The sequence below is a fragment of the Streptomyces bluensis genome (assembly GCF_014650715.1).
Taxonomy (GTDB): Bacteria; Actinomycetota; Actinomycetes; order Streptomycetales; family Streptomycetaceae; genus Streptomyces; species Streptomyces bluensis.
This window is the reverse complement of record NZ_BMVM01000009.1, coordinates 270726-287745: the sequence shown is the minus strand read 5'-3', so window position 1 is coordinate 287745 and position 17020 is coordinate 270726. Positions and strand designations below refer to the sequence as shown.

Here is a 17020-nt window from a genome sequence, read left to right as displayed (position 1 = left end):
GCCAACTGCCCCAACCGGGCCTCTACTCGCCCTCGCCCTCGCCCGTCGACCGGGCCCGTCGGGTCACCACAGGTCGCGATGGAGCCAGATCGCGTTGTTCGGATACGGGTCGTACCGGGCGAGGTTGTCCCGCGCACTGTGGCGGCGGCCCGCCGGGCCCTGGGCGAAGGCCCGCAGCAGGTTCGCGGTGACCCGCCGGGTCAAGCGCGCCGAGGACGGGGGGATGCCGTGGGCGCCGTCGCCCTTCAACGACTCGACCCAGCGCATGGTGCCCGTGTTGAACACACCGGCTCCGCTCTCCGCCGTGTAGTACGCGGAGTCCTGGTAGCTGCGCACCCCGCGGCACTCCAGCGGGGAGTGGGCGATGATCTCCATCGGGCGGGGCGTGTGGGCGTCGCCGGTCACCCGGTCGTACTCGGTGCCGACCAGGTTCGGGATACGGGTGGCGCGGGTCGCGCCCGTCCCGGCGAACAGCCAGTGGCCGGGCTCGGTGACCGTGTAGACCGCACTGGTCCCGTTGCTCTCGTACAGGGTGCCGGTCAGGGAGTTCTCGGGAACGGCCTCCGGGGGCTCGCGCCAGTCGGTGGTGACCGCGGCGTCGTCCCTGCCGTACCACGGGTCCCGCTTCCAGTCCGTCTTGTAGCAGACCACCAGCCGCCGGTCACCGTGGGCGGTGCGTTCCATGCGGATACGGCGGAAGCAGGCGTTGGCACCGAGGAAGGCCACATTGGTACCCCGGTCACGGGCGGCGGTGACACGCTGCCGCATGGCCGGCGTCCAGTACTCGTCATGCCCGAGCGAGATGACCGCGCGGGCGCCGGCCAGCAGGCCGGGATCGGCGTCCAGGTCCATGTTCGTGGTGTAGGCCAGCGGCAGCCCCAGGCTCTCCGCGAGCGCGATGGCGGGCTGCTCGTACACCAGGAACAGCCGCGCCCCGTTGTGGTCGTACGGGCGGTCGCAGCTCACCGCCAGCGAGCGGCCGTCGTAGTCGCCCTTGCCGTCCGGCCCCTGGTACAGGCTGCGGCCGCCCCAGGCGTTGTACGCCTGCCAGGTCGTCACCGCGTTCACCAGCACCACCCGCCCCGCCGCGGACCGGGACCGCACCGTGACGGGCACGTACCGCTGGTCGCCCGAGTCGGAGGTCAGGCGTATCAGGTACGCCCCTTCCGGCCACCCCCCGGTGGATATCCGGGCACTCGGCCGCCAGGCCACCGCCGACACCGTACGGGTGGCATCCGAAGCGTCCGGCACCTGCTGCCTCTGTCCCGGCAGATCCCCGGACGTCCACACCCTGCGGGCCTGCGCACCTCCGTACCAGCCCATCCGGAACGCCTCGGCGCGGAACGTCCGCCCGGTGGTGGACACGAACAGCCGGAACGTCTCCCCGGGCAGCACGCTGACACGATCCGCGTATCCCTCGATCGCCCGATCGTCCCCGCGGCGCCGCAGCCCCCAGTCCTGATGGCCGCGCAGGGAGTTCTCGTCCCGAACCGCCTCACGGCTGCCGGACGGGGTGGAAGGGGAACCACCTGCCGTACACCCGGCAATGACGGCTCCCGCACCTACACCCGCCGCCGACCCGAGGAAGTGTCGCCGATCCCAGTGCGTGTTCACATGGCAACGCTAGGCACGCCCTGGGGTGGGGGTCGCGCCGAACTGGTCCGACCGGCTGACACGTCGGCCGACCGCCTCGCCGGTCGGTCGCCTCGACGGTCGCGAACGTGGACGCATCAAGTGCGGCCGGTGGGATTCGAACCCACACGGGCTCTCGCCCAAGGGCTCCTAAGGCCCTCGCGTATGCCATTTCGCCACGGCCGCGCAGCGACATGCTACCGGTCGTGTGGTGCCCGCCCATGCTTACCTCCGACGGCCTCCAGAGCACCAGGTGCTCGTGGTGGCGTGGCAGTTGCGCGGTGGGACCGCGCGGCGGCGGTGCCCGCCGCGCCGCGGGAACGACGTGCCCTCAGACCCCCAGATCCTTGATGATCTTCGCCACGTGGCCGGTGGCCCGCACGTTGTACAGGGCCCGTTCGACCTTGCCCTCCTCGTCCACGACGATCGTGGAGCGGATGACGCCCATGTACGTCTTCCCGTAGTTCTTCTTCTCGCCGAAGGCACCGTAGGCGTCGAGGGCCTTCTTGTCCGGGTCGGCCAGCAGCGTGACCTTGAGGTTTTCCTTCTCGCGGAACTTCGCCAGCTTCTCCGGCTGGTCGGGGGAGATGCCGATCACGTCGTAGCCCGCGCCCGCGAGGAGCTCCAGGTTGTCCGTGAAGTCGCAGGCCTGCTTCGTGCAGCCGGGGGTCAGGGCGGCCGGGTAGAAGTAGACGATGACCTTGCGGCCCTTGTGGTCGGCCAGCGACACCTCCTTGCCGTCGGCGTCCGGCAGGGTGAAGGCGGGGGCGGTGTCCCCGGGCTGGAGTCGCTCGCTCATGGGACTGGTCTCCTCGTACGCAGGTCGGGTAGCAGATACACAGGTAGCGGATCTGGTGTCGAACCCGAGCGTAATAGGGGGTCCTGACACTGCCGCGCCCTGCCGAGCTGACAGACTGTCCGTGAGAGGCCCGCGGGCTTGAGCCCCGCTGGTGGATGCGGCGACACGGAGGCAGCGCGGTGGCGGACACCTCGGACACCAGAACCCCGGCGCAGATCGAGGCGGACATCAGACGCCGCCGCGAGACGCTGGCCGAGACGCTCGACGAGATCGGCGTCCGGGTGCACCCGAAAACCATCGTCGGCGATGCCAAGGCCAAGGTCGTCTCGAACATCGACCACACGCTCGGTCGGGCCTATGTCGGCGTCAACCGCGTGGTCACCGACGTCAAGGGGCAGCTGGTGGGCGAGAACGGCGCGCCCCGGCTCGAACGCATCGTGCCGGTCGTCCTCGTCGTGGTCGGAGTCGTCGGGCTGCTCGCCCTCGGTACCCGGCGCCGCAGGGGCTGATTGCCGAGTGCGGCCGCTACGACGGTCCCTACGACGGCCCCCTGCGTACGATTCGCGCGAAGGCAGGTAGGTTCGGGGTGTGAGCGAGAAGACCCACCACGACAAGTTGCCCATCCGGATGCTGCACGACCGTGTGCTCGTGCGGCAGGACACCGCCGAGGGCGAGCGGCGCTCCGGCGGGGGCATCCTGATTCCGGCGACGGCGGCTGTCGGCCGGCGCCTGGCCTGGGCCGAGGTCGTCGCGGTCGGACAGAACGTACGGACCGTGGAGCCCGGCGACCGTGTGCTGTACGACCCCGAGGACCGCGCCGAGGTCGAGGTGCGGGGCATCGCGTACGTGCTGATGCGCGAGCGGGACCTGCACGCCGTGGCGGCCGACCGGTTCGAGGGCTCCGAGGACTCGACGGGGCTGTATCTGTGAGGATGTGCCTCTGGGGGTGTGCCTCCGGGGGCATGTCTCTGAGGGCCGGTTCTCCCACGTGCGGAACGTGACGGAACGTACGGAGAAGGGGCTGGTGACCGTGGTCGCCAGCCCCTTCCGTGTGTCCCGGACGCGCTAGAAGCTCAGGGCGGGGCCCGTGCCCCCGGCGTCGCCGGTGCCGGTGCCGGGGTCGCCTCCTCCGCCGCCGTCGCCCGTGCCTCCGCTGTCGCCCGTGCCGCCGGTCGGGGTGCCGCCGCCCGGGCCACCCGTGGGCGGGGCGCCGGTGGCGCCTCCGTCAGTGGGACCGCCGCCTGCGGTGGTGCCTCCGTCCGCGCCGGGGGTGCCGCCGGTCTGGCCGCCGTTGTCCTGGCCCTGGCCGGCCGTGGCGCCCTCGGTGTTCTCACCGCCGGTGGGGGAGCCGTCGCCGTTGTCCTCGTCGCCCTTGCCGGGGGCGCTCGGCTCGCCGGTGTCCTCGCCGGGCGGGATCACGACCTCGCCGGCGCCCTCCTGGAGCTCCAGGTCGAAGTCCGTCACCGGAGTGCCCTTGAGCGCCGCCTTGGTGAACTGGGCCCAGATCTCCGCGGGCGCGCCACCGCCGTTGATGCGGGGCAGGCCCATGGCGCCGTACAGCGGCTTGTGCACGCCGGTGTCGGGGTCCTGGCCCATGACGGCGACCACGGTGGCGAGGTCGGGCGTGTAGCCGGCGAACCAGGCCGCCTTGTCCTCCTCCGCCGTACCGGTCTTGCCGGCCGCGGGGCGGCCCGCCGCCTGCGCGGCCGTGGCCGTGCCGCTGTCCACGACGGACCGCAGGACCGACGTGGTCGTGTCGGCGGCCTCGCGGGTGACGACCTGCTGGACGTTCTGCTGGGGGAGGCCGATCTTCTCGCCGTCCTTGGTGATCTTGTTGACGAGCGCGTACGTGCCGTGCCTGCCGTGGTTGGCGAGCGTCGCGTACGCCTCCGCCATGTCCAGCACGCTCGCGGTGGCCGTGCCGAGGGCGATGGACGGGTACGGCTCCATGTCCGGGGTGGACTCCGGGACGCCGAGGTCGATGGCGGTCTGCTCGACCCGCTGGGGGCCGACGTCGACGGCCATCTGCGCGTACACCGAGTTCACGGACTTGTCGGTGGCCTGGCGGACCGTGACGTCGCCGTAGGAGACCTGGTCCTCGTTCTCGGGGGCGTACGCGCCGCCGCTCCAGCCCTGGACGGGGCGCACGTTGGAGCCGTCGTAGACCGTGTTGGGGGTGATCGGGGTGCCGCTCTGGGTGACCGAGTTGTTCTGGACCGCGGAGGTGAACACGAACGGCTTGAACGTCGAGCCCACCTGGTAGTCGCGTCGCGTCGCGTTGTTGTAGTACTGCTGGGTGAAGTCGATGCCGCCGTACATGGCGAGCACCTTGCCCGACTTGGGGTCTATGGAGACGCCGCCCACGCGGACGTACTTGTCGACCGAGCGGTTCTTCTTGTCGAGCTTGTCCATGACCTGGTCGTCGACCGCCTTCACGAAGGCGTCCTGCTTGCTCTTCTGCAGGGTGGTCGTGATGCGGTAGCCGCCGGCCCGCAGAGTGTCCTCTTCGATGACCTCGCTGTCGTACAGGTACTGCTTGACCGCCTCGACGAGGTAGCCGCGCTGGCCGGACATGCCCGCCGAGACCACGGTCTGCTTCGGCGTCGGGAACGTGGTCTTCGCCCGCGCGGACTCCGACAGCCAGCCCTCCTTGACCATGCCGTCGAGGACGTACTTCCAGCGGGCGAGGGCCGCGTCCTTGTTCTCGGGGTGCGCGACGACGTCGTACTCGCTCGGGGCGTTCAGCAGTGACGCCAGGTACGCGCCCTGTCCGGCGGTGAGTTCGTCGGCGTCGACGCCGTAGTACGCCTGGGCGGCGGCCTGGATGCCGTACGCGTTGCGGCCGAAGTAGCTGGTGTTGAGGTAGCCCTCCAGGATGTGGGCCTTGGTCTCCTCACGGTCCAGCTTGATCGCGATGAAGAACTCCTTCACCTTGCGGGTGACGGTCTGTTCCTGCGCCAGGTAGTAGTTCTTCACGTACTGCTGGGTGATCGTCGAGCCGGACTGTTTGCCCTTGCCGGTCGCCGTGTTCCAGGCGGCGCGGAGCGTCGCCTTGGGGTCGATGGCCGACTCGCTGTAGAAGTCGCGGTCCTCGGCGGCCAGTACGGCGTGCTGGGCCGCCTTGGACACCTGCGCGAGCGACACGTTCTCGCGGTTGACCTCGCCGTCGCGGGCCAGTTGGCTGCCGTCCGCGTACAGGAAGACGTTGCTCTGCTTGGTCGCGGCGGCGTTCGCCTCCGGGATGTGGACCATGTTGTAGCCCAGCACGAACAGCCCGGCCAGCAGCAGGATCCCGAGCACGAAGGTCCCGAGCACCATCCGCCAGGTGGGAACGATCCGCCGCCACCCGGTGCGTGTGCGCTTGACCCGCTTGGCCTTCTTGGCCTGCTTCCCGGAGCCATCGGCGACAGCGGCGGCGTCCACACCGTGGCCCACACCCTGGCCCACACCCTGGCCCACGGCCTCGCCGGCCGTGGCGGCCGGGCCGTTGCCGGGGGTGACGGTGCGGAGTTGGCGGGTGCTGTCGTCCAGAGGGGCGTTGGGGGAGCTGCTCTGCTCGGCGTCGACGACCTTGCCGGCGTCGACGACCTTGCCGGTACCGACGACCTTTCCGGCGCCGCCGGCCGAGGCCGGACCGGAGGTCGTGCCTGTGCGGCTGGTGGGTGCCGGGTCGGGGTTCTGGCCGGGGTTGGGGTCCTGTTCGGGGCTGGAGTCCTGGTCCGGGGCGGGGCCCTGGACGGGGTTGGACGCCTGGCCGGGGTTGGGCTCCAGTTTCTCCTCGGGGTTCTGCTCGGGGTCTTGGTCGGGGCCCTGGTCCGCGTTTGCGGAGGACGGTGCCGAGTCGCCCGGAGCCTTGCCGGAGTCCTCTGAATCCTCGTCAGGGTCGCTTGCACCCTTGCCGGGGCTGCCCGGAGGCGGAGTCGCCTCGGGCCCGTCCGCAGCTCTGCCGGGGCCGCCTCTGCCGGGGCCGCCCGAAGTCGCCGGTGCGGAACCCCTCGGGGCCTTGCCAGGGCCGTTGTTCGAAGGCGTGGTCGGTCCCTCCTGTGGGGTCCGGCGCCGGGCGGGGCCCGGTTCCGGTTCTCTGGGTGCCCAGCCCTGGCGGTCCTGCTTCGGCTGCGGCTCGTCGCTCATGGTGCTGCCATGCTCCTGTTTCGCGTCGTACGTTCCCGTACGCCCTCGTGCGCCTTCAACGCCCCCGCATGAAGACTGTTGCACCACCTGTTCCGTTCCCGGTGCGCGGCACACGCTGCCCCAGAAAACACACAACTCTTCGCAGCGGACGGAGGTTCCTCGTGGGGACAGGGCGGTTGTACGCCGCTGTCGCCGCCGGTGGCTTCAGGCGGTATGCGACGTATCGGGTGGCCACCGCGGCAGGGGTGTTCACCAACACCGTCTTCGGCTTCATCCTCGCATACACCTGCATCGCCCTCGGGCCGAGAAGCCTTCAACGTCCTTCGACTTCGTAGCCCGGCGGGCGGGTTGCTCGTAGGCTGGCTCCCATGAACGACGCTGCGTCTTCCGAGGGCCCCGAGGGCCCCGAGGGCCGGCCCTCCGACGGCCTGCGGGCCTCGGACGCCGACCGCGAGCGAGTCGCCGAGCAACTGCGGGACGCCCTGGCCGAGGGGCGTCTCGACATGGAGGAGTTCGGGGAACGTCTGGACGCCACGTACAAGGCCCGTACGTACGGTGAGCTGACGCCGATCACCCGCGACCTGCCGGGTCAGGGCGCGGTGGCGCCGCAGCCGGTGTCGATGGTCAAGGGGCCTGCGGAGCAGGGGAGTTGGGCCGGACGGATCGTCGGCGGCGAGGGGTCGTCCACCTGGGGTGTGGCGGTCATGTCGGGCTTCGAACGCAAGGGCCGCTGGACCGTGCCCCGGCGGTTCAACTGTTTCGCGTTCTGGGGCGGCGGCGTCATCGACCTGCGCGACGCGAACTTCGCCGACCGCGAGGTGACCGTCAACTGTGTGGCGATCATGGGCGGCCTGCAGGTCATCGTGCCGCCCGGCGTCGAGGTCGAGGTCCGTGGTCTCGGCATCATGGGCGGCTTCGACCACCGCGAGGAGGGCGTCCCGGGCGACCCGGGCGCGCCCCGGGTGATCGTCACCGGGTTCGCCTTCTGGGGCGGTGTCGGCGTCGAGCGCAAGCTGACCAAGGCGGAGCGGCAGCGCCTGAAGGAGACCCGCCGCCAGGAGAGGCTGGAGCGCCGTCAGGCGCGCGGGGAACTGCCCGCCTCACACCACGATCACCCGCACGACCTGCGCGACGCCCACCGTGAGGCGATGGAGCAGGTCCGCGATGCCCTGGACCACCACCGCGAGGCCCGCCGGGAGGAACGCGAGGCCCGCCGCGAGGAGCGGGAGAGGCGACGGCGCGGGGACTACTGACTGCTGACCCCACTGATGGCCGTACGCCTCATACCCCGACTCATACGGCTCATACAGCCCATGCGGCTCATACGGCCCATGCGGTCCATACGGCCCTCTCAGAGCTCCGCCGGGGCCGCGCCCTTCAGGCTCTGCAGGTCGAAGACCTCGCCCATCCGCGCGTACCCCTTGTCGCTGGGGTGGAGGTGGTCGCCCGAGTCGTAGTCGGGCCGCAGCCGGCGCGGGTTGTACGGGTCGCGGAGCGCCTGGTCGAAGTCCACCACCGCGTCGTAGACGCGGCCCGCGCGGATCTGGGCGTTCACGGCCTGCCGTACGGCCTCGCGGTCGTCGCGGTAGCCGCGGTGGCCGTGGAAGGGCATGAGCGTCGCGCCGACGACGCGCAGCCCGCGGGCGTGGGCCTGGGCGACCAGCTTGCGCAGCCCGGCCACGATCGTGTCGGGGTCCACCTGCCGCGGGTTGCGCAGGATGTCGTTGACGCCGAGGTCGATGACGACGGCCCGGACACCCGTACGGCCGAGCACGTCGCGCTCGAAGCGGGACAGGCCGCTCGGGTTCTCGGCGGGGCGGCCGAGGCCGTTGGCGAGGACCTGGTTGCCGCTGATGCCCTGGTTGACCACGCTGTAGCGCGGCACGTCGGCGGAGCCCGCGGCGTCACGCAGCCGCTCGGACAGGACGTCCGTCCAGCGACGGTTGGCGTTCACGGTCGAGGTCACGCCGTCGGTGAGCGAGTCGCCGATCACGACGACCGTGCCGTCCGACTCGTTGCTGAGGACGTCCAGCGCGGTGACGTAGCGCCAGTACAGGGTCTGTGTGGTGTACGGCTCCCCGGTGACGTCCTCCGTGCGGTCGCCCTCGGCCGTGTACGAGATCTGGCGGGCCTGCGGGTGGTAGGTGACCGGGCCGGACGGGGTGGGGGAGTACGTGGTCACGAGCACGTCGGTGTTCGGGGGCACCGGGACGCGTACGACGTCGCTCAGGACCTGCCGGCCCGGAGGGATGACGACGGAGGGGTTGCCGCCGAAGGTGAGGCGGCGCATGGTGTCGGCCGCGGCGGCCGGGTTGTTCGCGGCGGCGGCCACCGCGAGGGAGGCGTGCGTGATGGAGAGCGACTGCTGGCCGTAGAGGTTGGACAGGGTGACGCGGGCGCTCGTACCGCCGATGCCGGTGTGTACGACGTTGCGGATGGAGCGGCCCGCGAGGCCGTTCCTCTCCGTGCCGGGTTCGCCGCCGACGGGGGAGGCGGACCAGGCGCCCACCCAGGTGCCGGTCGAGGCGGGGGCCGCCGAGTTGTGCGGGGTGCGGCCGCCGGTGAACGTCTTCTCCGTCTGGCGGCCGTCGTCGAAGCCGACGCCGACGTATATGGCGGCCGAGACGGCCAGGACCACTGCGCAGATGGCGGCGAGCAAGGCATAACCGTGGCGCCTGGTCATGCGGTGCGTTTCTCCTCGGGCGAAGGGAGCCCGAGGCTCCGATGTGATCACCCCATGATGCGTCATGGAGGAGGGGAGACCGGTCAGGACCCCCGTCGTTCCCCCGGTCGGTTCCCCCGGTCGATTCGCCGGTCGATTCCTCGGTCGGTTCGCCGGTCGGTTCCTCGGTCGATTCTCCCGACCGGACAGACGCCGGGAACTCCTGTTCCGTTCCAGGAGTCGTTCAGGAAAAGGTCACACAGGGCCACATGGTCGTTGAGCGGAGCCGGGAAGGGACAATGGGGTACGGGGGACACGAACGGGTGGAGTGAATGAACCGCACGAATCCGAACATGCCACACCAAGAGGGCAGGCACTCCCTGCCCGAGGGCTCCCTGTCCGAGGGCTCCCTGCCCGATGGCCGCCTGCCTGCCGGGGCCGCCGGTGACACGGCCTTCTCCGTCAAGCCTCCCGCCCCTGCCTCCTCCTACCGCTCGATGACCGCCTTCAGCCCCGCGGACGAGGAGAAACGCAGGGGCGTGCGGCGGATGAAGGTCACGGCGACCGGGCTGCTGCTCTTCGTGGCGCTCGTGTACGTGCTCGCGAAGTGGGCCTCGCACGAGGGCGCCGGGGCCTGGGCCGGGTACGTGGCCGCGGCCGCCGAGGCCGGGATGGTCGGCGCGCTGGCGGACTGGTTCGCCGTCACGGCACTGTTCCGCCACCCCCTCGGCCTGCCCATCCCGCACACCGCGATCATCCCGAACAAGAAGGACCAACTAGGGGTGTCGCTGGGCGAGTTCGTGGGGGAGAACTTTCTCTCTCAGGACGTCGTACGGCAGCGTCTGCGCTCCGTGGGCATAGGCAGCCGCCTCGGCGCCTGGCTGGCCGTACCGGAGCACGCCGACCGCGTCACCGCCGAGCTCGCCACCGCGCTGCGCGGCGCCCTGACCGTGCTGCGCGACTCGGACGTCCGGGCGGTGGTCGGCGAGGCCATCACCCGTCGGGCCGACGCCCAGGAGATCGCGCCCGGCATCGGCAAGATGCTGGAGAAGGTCGTCGCCGACGGCGGGCACAGGCGGGTCGTGGACCTCGTCGTCATCCGGGCTCATGACTGGCTCGTGCTGCACGACGAGCAGGTCATGGACGCGGTACAGGGCGGCGCCCCCGGCTGGACCCCCCGCTTCGTCGACAAGAGGGTCGGCGAGCGCGTCTACAAGGAGCTGCTCCGCTTCGTCACCGAGATGCGCGACTCGCCCACGCACCCCGCCCGTGGCGCCCTCGACCGTTTCCTCACCGACTTCGCCTCCGACCTCCAGTCCGACACGGACACCCGGGCGCGTGTGGAGCGGCTCAAGGGCGAGGTGCTGGGCCGGGGCGAGGTCCAGGACCTCATCGCGTCCGCCTGGACGGCCGTACGGTCCATGATCGTGTCCGCCGCCGAGGACGAGCGCAGCGAGCTGCGCCTGCGCGTACGGGCCTCGCTGCTGTCGCTCGGTGCCCGGATGGCCACCGAGTCGAAGGTCCAGGGCAAGGTCGACCGCTGGGTGGAGGACGCCGCCGTGTACGTCGTCACCACGTACCGACGCGAGATCACCTCCCTCATCACGGACACGGTCGCGAGCTGGGACGCCGAGCACACGACGCGGAAGATCGAGGCGCACATCGGCCGTGACCTTCAGTTCATCCGCATCAACGGCACGGTGGTGGGCTCGCTGGCCGGCCTGCTGATCTACACGGTGTCGAGGGCGATCGGGGCGTAGGCCGAGCACGGTCCCGGCGTCTCTGAGTACGCGTGCCTGAGTACGCGTACTCTGTCGGGCCTCACCCCGCGCCCGGCACCCTCGTACGCATGACCGAGAAGCTGCTCCGCCCCTTGCGCACGCGCCCCTGGCCGGAACGCTGGCTGACCCGTCTGCTCGGCGCCGCCGTGGCCATGGCCGTGTACCTGCTCTGTCTCCCGTGGGACCTGCGCGACCGCGTCGCGTTCCCCGGTTCCCTCAGCGAGACGACACCGGTGGCCGGCCCCGGCCCGGCGGTCCTCGGTGTCGTCCTGATCGCCCTGGCCGCCTACTTCGGCCACCGGGACGCCCTGGCCTGGCCGCTCCTCGTGGTCGCGGTACCGCCGGCCGCGCTGATGTATGTCTCCTTCCGCAGCCACCCGGAACCCCCGGACGCCGAGGTCTGGCCGCTGACCTGGGCCTTCTTCACGCTCGTGATCGGCGCGGGCGTACTGGTCGCGGCCTCCGTGGCCCGGAGTCTCCGGGCCGAGGCGGTCGAGGACGGCTGGGTGACCGGGGCACAGCGGTCATGAGCCGGTGCCTCCGTACGGGCGGAGGCCCAGCCGTGCGGTCAGGCACCCGTGGTGGAGCCGGGCCGCACGATCATGAGGACGGTGACCACGGCCCAGAGCACGTTGAAGATCCCGGTGAACATGGCCAGCTGAACGGTTGCCTTGGGGTTGGTGACGGTGGCCGTACGCGGAGGAACGGGATCGGAGGCGGAGGCAGAGGCGGAGGCGGAGGCAGAGGCGGAGATGGCACCGGCACCGGCACCGGCACCGGCACCGGCACCGGCCGTGGCGGTGTCCCCCAGCCCGTCGAGCAGCCCGTCGAGGATCTCCTCCTGCCGGGGCAGCACCAGAACCACCAGCACGATCGCCGCGATCACCGTCAGTGCGATCGACACGATCAGCCAGGGGTCCCCCATCACCCCCATGGCCCCCGCCGTGGCCAGCCCGAACACGGGCACGGCGATGCCGAGCCCCGCGTACACCCGGCAGATCCGGTGCAGCAGCCGCACCGTCGAGACGGCCCGCTCACTTCCGGGCTCGGCCAGCGCCTGACGCGCACTCGGCGGGAACATGCTGGCCGCGACCGTGACGGGCCCGATGGCGACGATGGCGGCGATCACGTGGAGGGAGAGAAGGAACTTGGTCACGGGGCGACGGTAGGAGACGCCGGGGAGACGCGGAAGCGGCGGGATTGCCAGGGGTCAACGGATTCTCGCCAAGCAGGATTCTCGCCAGGTAGCGGCCGACCCGTGCGGGTCCGCACCGGGGTCCGCACTGGGGTCCCCACTGAGGTCCGCCCCTGGCGAGAACCCGGCGCATACCCGATCACTCGCCACCCACCACTACGCTCCAGTCATGCACACCGTGGCCGTACTCGCACTCGACGGAGTCATCCCGTTCGACCTCTCCGCCCCGATCGACACCTTCGGCTGGGCCCGGCTCCCGGACGGCCGCACCCCCTACCGCGTCCGGGTCTGCTCGCCGGCCGAGGAGGTGAGCGCGGGGCCGTTCACCGTGCGCGCCCCCTACGGTCTGGACGCGCTGGCCGAGGCGGACACGATCATCCTGCCGGGCACGGCCGACCCGACGCTCCCGCTCCCCCTGGGCGTCGCCGAGGCCCTGTGCGCGGCGGCGGCGAACGGCACGCGCATCGCCTCCATCTGCGTCGGGGCGTTCATCTTCGCCGCCACCGGCCTGCTGGACGGACAACGTGCCACCACGCACTGGATCGCGGCGGACGACCTCGCGGCCATGTACCCGAAGGTGACCGTCGACCCGAACGTCCTCTACGTCGACAACGGCCAGTTCCTCACCTCGGCGGGCGCCGCCGCGGCGATCGACATGTGCCTGCACATGATCCGCATGGACCACGGCTCAGCGGTCGCCGCGCACACGGCCCGCATGTCGGTCGTACCGCTCGAACGGGAGGGCGGCCAGGCCCAGTTCATCGTCCATGCCCCGCCGTCCGCCCCGCCCGCCCCGGCCGGCGCGACCCTGGAGCCGCTGCTGCGCTGGATGGAGGAGAACGCGGAACAGGACCTCACGCTCGACGACATCGCGGCCCACGCGGGCACCAGTTCCCGTACGCTCAACCGCCGTTTCCGCGAACAGACGGGCACGACGCCGTTGCAGTGGCTGCACCGGGCCCGGGTCCGTCGCGCCCAGTACCTCCTGGAGAACACCGACCACGCCGTCGAACGCGTCGCCCACCAGGCGGGCTTCGGCTCCCCGACGGCGTTCCGCGACCGCTTCAAACGCGTGGTGGGGATCAGCCCGCAGGTGTACCGGCGAGCGTTCCGGACCCGGGAGTCGGCGGACAGGGACAGAGACCGGCCACCGCACTGGCACTAGTGTGGTGCCCCTGAACGGCCGTGCGACACAGGCAAATGGGGAAGGTTGACCGGCGATGCCGCTGAGCACCGGGGAATCGGGGTCCACAGGGTCGATAGGCGGCTATACGGTCGTCGACCGGCTCGGCAGCGGCGGCATGGGGGTCGTCTACCTGGCCCGCTCGGCCTCGGGACGGCAGGTCGCGGTCAAGCTCATCCACGCGCAGTACGCGCAGGACGAGGAGTTCCGGGCCCGTTTCCGCCAGGAGGTCGCGGCGGCCCGCCGGGTGAGCGGGGCGTTCACCGCGCCGGTCGTGGACGCCGATCCGGACGCCGAGCAGCCATGGATGGCGACGCTGTACGTCCCCGGCCCCGCGCTGTCCGACATGGTGGCCAAGGAGGGGCCGTTGGGCGGTCGCGCGCTGCGCACCCTGGCCCTGGGGCTCGTCGAGGCGCTGCGGGACATCCACCAGGCCGGTATGGTCCACCGGGACCTGAAGCCGAGCAACGTGCTGATGGCCGAGGACGGGCCGCGCGTCATCGACTTCGGCATCTCGCGCGCCGCCGACAACCAGGCCCTCACCGTGACCGGACGGCTGATGGGAACCCCGCCCTTCATGTCCCCGGAGCAGTTCGCCAGGCCCAAGGACGTCACCGCGGCCTCGGACGTGTTCTCACTCGGCTCACTGCTGGTGTACGCGGCCACCGGCCACGGTCCCTTCGACGCCGACAGCCCGTACTTGACGGGCTATCAGGTGATGCACGAGGCGCCGAGTCTGTACGGAGTCCCGGAGCCCCTGCGGAGCATCGCCGAGCGCTGCCTGGACAAGAACCCCTACGCCCGGCCCGAACTCGCCGAGCTGCAACGGCTGTTCGAGTCCCTACCGGACACGCCTGCGCCCCCGGCCTGGACTCCGCCCCCCGTCCCAGCCCCGGCCCCAGCCCCAGCCTCAGCCCCAGGGACGGTCCAGCCCCCGACCCCAACCACAAACCCGGCGTCAGCCCAGACCCCGACCCAGACCCCGGCCGCGCCAAGCGCGCCCACCGCTCCCGGAGACGGCAGCGACCCGGCCGAAGCAGGCTCCGGCTCGGACGGCCGGAGCCCCCGCCGCCGCGCACGCCGCATCCTCGCCGCCGTCGGGACGACCCTGGCCGTAGCCGTGGTGGTCCACCAGGTGGGGAAGGCGGACAACGAGGACGGGCCCGCCGACACCTCCGAAATCCCCACCGCCGACCTCCCCAGCGGCTGGCAGCCCTGGCAGGTGAACCTCACCGGCGGCCCCGCGAAGGACTCCCTGGTCAACAACGTGGACACCGTGGAGTCCGGCTGCGTGCCCGGCGGGTCGGCGGCGTCCGGCGGGTCCTCCAAGTCCGGCGCCTCCGTGTACTGCGCGGGGACCGGCTTCACGGTCGCCCGGATCGACGCGGCATCGGGCCGCGTCGAGTGGCGCTTCGGCAGCAACGCGCAGGCCGCCGAGCGCCCCCTCGGCGTACGGGACGGGCTCGTGTACGCACACGTGCAGCCGAACGAGGACACGGTGTCCTCGACCCAGCAGCTGGTCGCCCTCGACACCGGCACAGGGAGACGGGCGTGGTCCAGCAAGATCGACGCGAGCCGTCCCGCCGCCCTGTTCAACGGCGGTGTCCTGGCCATGTCGGGCGAGGGGACGGAGTTCGTCGCCCTCGACGCGAAGACGGGCAAGGCCCTGTGGCGGACACCGGCGAAGTCGTCGGCCGGCACCGCCTGCGCCCCGGCCGTCCTGGGCGGCGCCCCCTACGGCATCTGCGTCAGCGACATCGACCCCTTCAAAGGCCCGGCCGGCTTGCTGCGCCTCGACCCCGCCGACGGCACGGCGCGCGAACTCGCCGAACTGCCCGTGACGGCGGAGCCGCTCGGCGCGGTCGGCGGGCAGCCGCTGTTCGCGGTACGGCAGAGCCTGGACTCCGAGTCGAGCAACGGGCAGGACGAGCCGTACAAGGAACTGCTACGGGTGAACCCGACCAGCGGCGCCGCCAGCCGAATCCCCCTGCCGGACACCTCGCGCGCCACGGACACCTCACGTGGCTCGGAGGCCTCTCGCGGCAGGTCCACCCCGCGCGGCACGCCCACCCTCGTCGACAACGCCGTGTACTTCGTCCGCCCCGACGGAACCGTCACTGCGACGAGCGCGGCCAAGGGCACCCTGCTGTGGAAGGCGAGCACCCAGATCGAGAACCTGTCGGCGCCGATCCTGTCGAAGACGTACGACAACATCTACTTCGTCAACCGTTACGGCCGACTCCTCGCCCTCGACCGCTGGACCGGCACCGAACAGTGGAGCACGGACAAGCTGGACGACCCGGGCACCTCGGCGGAGGACCGGCTCCCGAGCGCGCTGCTGGTGAAGGACGCGCTCGTCGCGGTGGCGGGGGACACGGCCTTCTCCGCGGACCCGGACCACCCCGACGAGCGCCCGTCGGGTGCCGCCACCGCCGCCACCAACTGACCGAAGGCACGCCGAGAAACCCCACAAGGCGGCGAAATCACACGCTGCGCACCGCCCAGCACGCTCGGTATCGTTGACATGTGAGGCGACTGTCAGTGACGCCGGGGAAACTGGAGGCTGCCATGGCCCGTATGTGGGAAGCCGACCCGTCGGCGTCATTCGTCAAACGGCTCGGCAAGTCCGCGGCGGAACTCGGCAATTCCAAGGACGACGACGAGTGCCCGGACATCTGGCAGTTGAGTAACGGCGACGTCGCCGTGATCGGCCGCGATCTCACCGTCCATTACAGCTCGCACCTGCCAGGGGGAGTGAGGCTGGGCCCGGACGAGCGGTTGGTCGTGATCCCCGGGAACATGCTGAGCGCGGCGAAGGAAGACATTCCCGATGCTTGATCTCCGTATCCCCGCGCTCCCCGACGAACTGGGTGAGCGGCTCACGCGCCAGGACTACAAACGGGACTTCCGGGAGCGCCGCACGGCGATCCGCGACGGGGAATCCTGGAAACTGGAGCGCTTGCAGCACTTCGAGGAGACGAACGACGACAGCCGGGACGCGCTGCGCAGGGGAGACTGGCCGCAGGTGTTACGCCTGTTCGAGGCCGAGCGTGATGCCCTGCGGCGGAAGGCCCGGGAAGAGGAGGCGCGGGGCGCGGTCTTCCACCGCATCCGCGTGGTCGAGGAGCCCCTGACACCGTACGTGCAGTGGGAACTGCACTGGCTCCGCCTGAGTGCGGAGTGCGGCCATTCCGTCCGTGTCCTGCCCGCATCCGCGATCGCCTCCGCCGAGGCGGACGGATCGCTCCCGGAGTTGAACCTGCTGGACGGCCGGACCCTCTTCCGCGTGCTGTACACCGATACCCGGGCAGCCGGACGGAGCGATCCGCTTCACCGATCCCCGGACCGTTCGGCACTGGACGGACTATCTGCGGTACGCGTACGAGGCCGCCGAGGATGTCCGGGCGTACTTCGACCGAGCGGTGGCCCACCTGCCTCCTCCACCACCGGCTTGATCGGGTCGGATCGGATCAGATCGGGGTACAGCGATCGACACGCCAAGAGACGACAACGACGACAACAGGGGCCGGCGTCCCGGGGACTCGCAGAACGATCTCTCCGGGTCCTCCCGTGATGTCGTACAGGCGAGGAACGTCAGCGGCGACATCCATTTCCACCAGGCCGCCGCTCCGGACCC

The 17020-nt window shown here is 71.1% G+C and carries 14 protein-coding genes, 1 tRNA gene and 1 pseudogene; 10 read left to right on the top strand and 6 right to left on the bottom strand.

Going from position 1 to position 17020, the window contains the following annotated elements:
• Positions 1–63 precede the first annotated feature (63 nt).
• From IE262_RS23210 to bcp, 3 genes are all read right to left on the bottom strand, one after another.
• Positions 64–1614 carry a N,N-dimethylformamidase beta subunit family domain-containing protein gene (locus IE262_RS23210; RefSeq protein ID WP_189876184.1) on the bottom strand — a complete coding sequence of 517 codons (1551 nt, stop codon included), beginning with the start codon at positions 1612–1614 and terminating at the stop codon, positions 64–66.
• Positions 1615–1735: 121 nt separating this feature from the next.
• Positions 1736–1818 (bottom strand) — tRNA-Leu (locus IE262_RS23205).
• A 145-nt stretch (positions 1819–1963) separates the two neighbouring features.
• Positions 1964–2431 (bottom strand): thioredoxin-dependent thiol peroxidase, encoded by a 468-nt coding sequence (gene bcp / locus IE262_RS23200; RefSeq protein ID WP_134035505.1) that lies wholly within the window; start codon positions 2429–2431, stop codon positions 1964–1966.
• 179 nt (positions 2432–2610) lie between these two features.
• On the opposite strand from bcp, the gene IE262_RS23195 reads away from it, so the two are divergent.
• Both IE262_RS23195 and IE262_RS23190 read left to right on the top strand, forming a co-directional pair.
• Positions 2611–2940 (top strand): DUF3618 domain-containing protein, encoded by a 330-nt coding sequence (locus IE262_RS23195; protein ID WP_189876181.1) that lies wholly within the window; start codon positions 2611–2613, stop codon positions 2938–2940.
• Positions 2941–3019: 79 nt separating this feature from the next.
• Positions 3020–3361: a GroES family chaperonin gene (locus tag IE262_RS23190; protein ID WP_189876179.1), complete on the top strand. Its 342-nt coding sequence runs from the start codon at positions 3020–3022 to the stop codon at positions 3359–3361.
• Positions 3362–3496: 135 nt separating this feature from the next.
• Here IE262_RS23190 and IE262_RS23185 read toward each other — a convergent pair whose 3' ends face one another.
• On the bottom strand, positions 3497–5866 hold the full coding sequence (locus IE262_RS23185; RefSeq protein WP_373305111.1) for a transglycosylase domain-containing protein: 2370 nt from the start codon (positions 5864–5866) through the stop codon (positions 3497–3499).
• Between the two features lie 857 nt (positions 5867–6723).
• On the opposite strand from IE262_RS23185, the pseudogene IE262_RS39575 reads away from it, so the two are divergent.
• Positions 6724–6861, top strand: a pseudogene (locus tag IE262_RS39575) (ABC transporter permease); the annotation flags it as partial.
• Between the two features lie 69 nt (positions 6862–6930).
• Positions 6931–7815 carry a DUF1707 SHOCT-like domain-containing protein gene (locus IE262_RS23180; RefSeq protein ID WP_134035511.1) on the top strand — a complete coding sequence of 295 codons (885 nt, stop codon included), beginning with the start codon at positions 6931–6933 and terminating at the stop codon, positions 7813–7815.
• A gap of 98 nt (positions 7816–7913) precedes the next feature.
• Here IE262_RS23180 and IE262_RS23175 read toward each other — a convergent pair whose 3' ends face one another.
• On the bottom strand, positions 7914–9245 hold the full coding sequence (locus IE262_RS23175; protein ID WP_134035513.1) for an SGNH/GDSL hydrolase family protein: 1332 nt from the start codon (positions 9243–9245) through the stop codon (positions 7914–7916).
• A gap of 476 nt (positions 9246–9721) precedes the next feature.
• Here IE262_RS23175 and IE262_RS23170 point away from each other — a divergent pair, with 476 nt between their 5' ends.
• Together IE262_RS23170 and IE262_RS23165 are read left to right on the top strand one after the other, a co-directional pair.
• Entirely contained in the window at positions 9722–10984 is a 1263-nt protein-coding gene (locus IE262_RS23170) for a DUF445 domain-containing protein (RefSeq protein ID WP_134035963.1), read from the top strand.
• Between the two features lie 89 nt (positions 10985–11073).
• A complete protein-coding gene (locus IE262_RS23165) occupies positions 11074–11535 on the top strand; it encodes a hypothetical protein (RefSeq protein ID WP_189876175.1) in 462 nt (153 codons plus the stop codon).
• 38 nt (positions 11536–11573) lie between these two features.
• Here IE262_RS23165 and IE262_RS23160 read toward each other — a convergent pair whose 3' ends face one another.
• Positions 11574–12161: a protease gene (locus IE262_RS23160; protein ID WP_189876173.1), complete on the bottom strand. Its 588-nt coding sequence runs from the start codon at positions 12159–12161 to the stop codon at positions 11574–11576.
• Positions 12162–12369: 208 nt separating this feature from the next.
• On the opposite strand from IE262_RS23160, the gene IE262_RS23155 reads away from it, so the two are divergent.
• From IE262_RS23155 to IE262_RS23140, 4 genes are all read left to right on the top strand, one after another.
• Positions 12370–13365, top strand: coding sequence for a GlxA family transcriptional regulator (locus IE262_RS23155; protein WP_189876171.1), 996 nt, complete (start codon positions 12370–12372; stop codon positions 13363–13365).
• 55 nt (positions 13366–13420) lie between these two features.
• Positions 13421–15829 (top strand): serine/threonine-protein kinase, encoded by a 2409-nt coding sequence (locus tag IE262_RS23150; protein WP_189876169.1) that lies wholly within the window; start codon positions 13421–13423, stop codon positions 15827–15829.
• A gap of 122 nt (positions 15830–15951) precedes the next feature.
• Positions 15952–16221 carry a hypothetical protein gene (locus tag IE262_RS23145; protein ID WP_189876167.1) on the top strand — a complete coding sequence of 90 codons (270 nt, stop codon included), beginning with the start codon at positions 15952–15954 and terminating at the stop codon, positions 16219–16221.
• Positions 16214–16957: a DUF6879 family protein gene (locus IE262_RS23140; RefSeq protein ID WP_229877407.1), complete on the top strand. Its 744-nt coding sequence runs from the start codon at positions 16214–16216 to the stop codon at positions 16955–16957. The genes IE262_RS23145 and IE262_RS23140 overlap by 8 nt, the downstream gene beginning before the upstream one ends.
• Positions 16958–17020 lie beyond the last annotated feature (63 nt).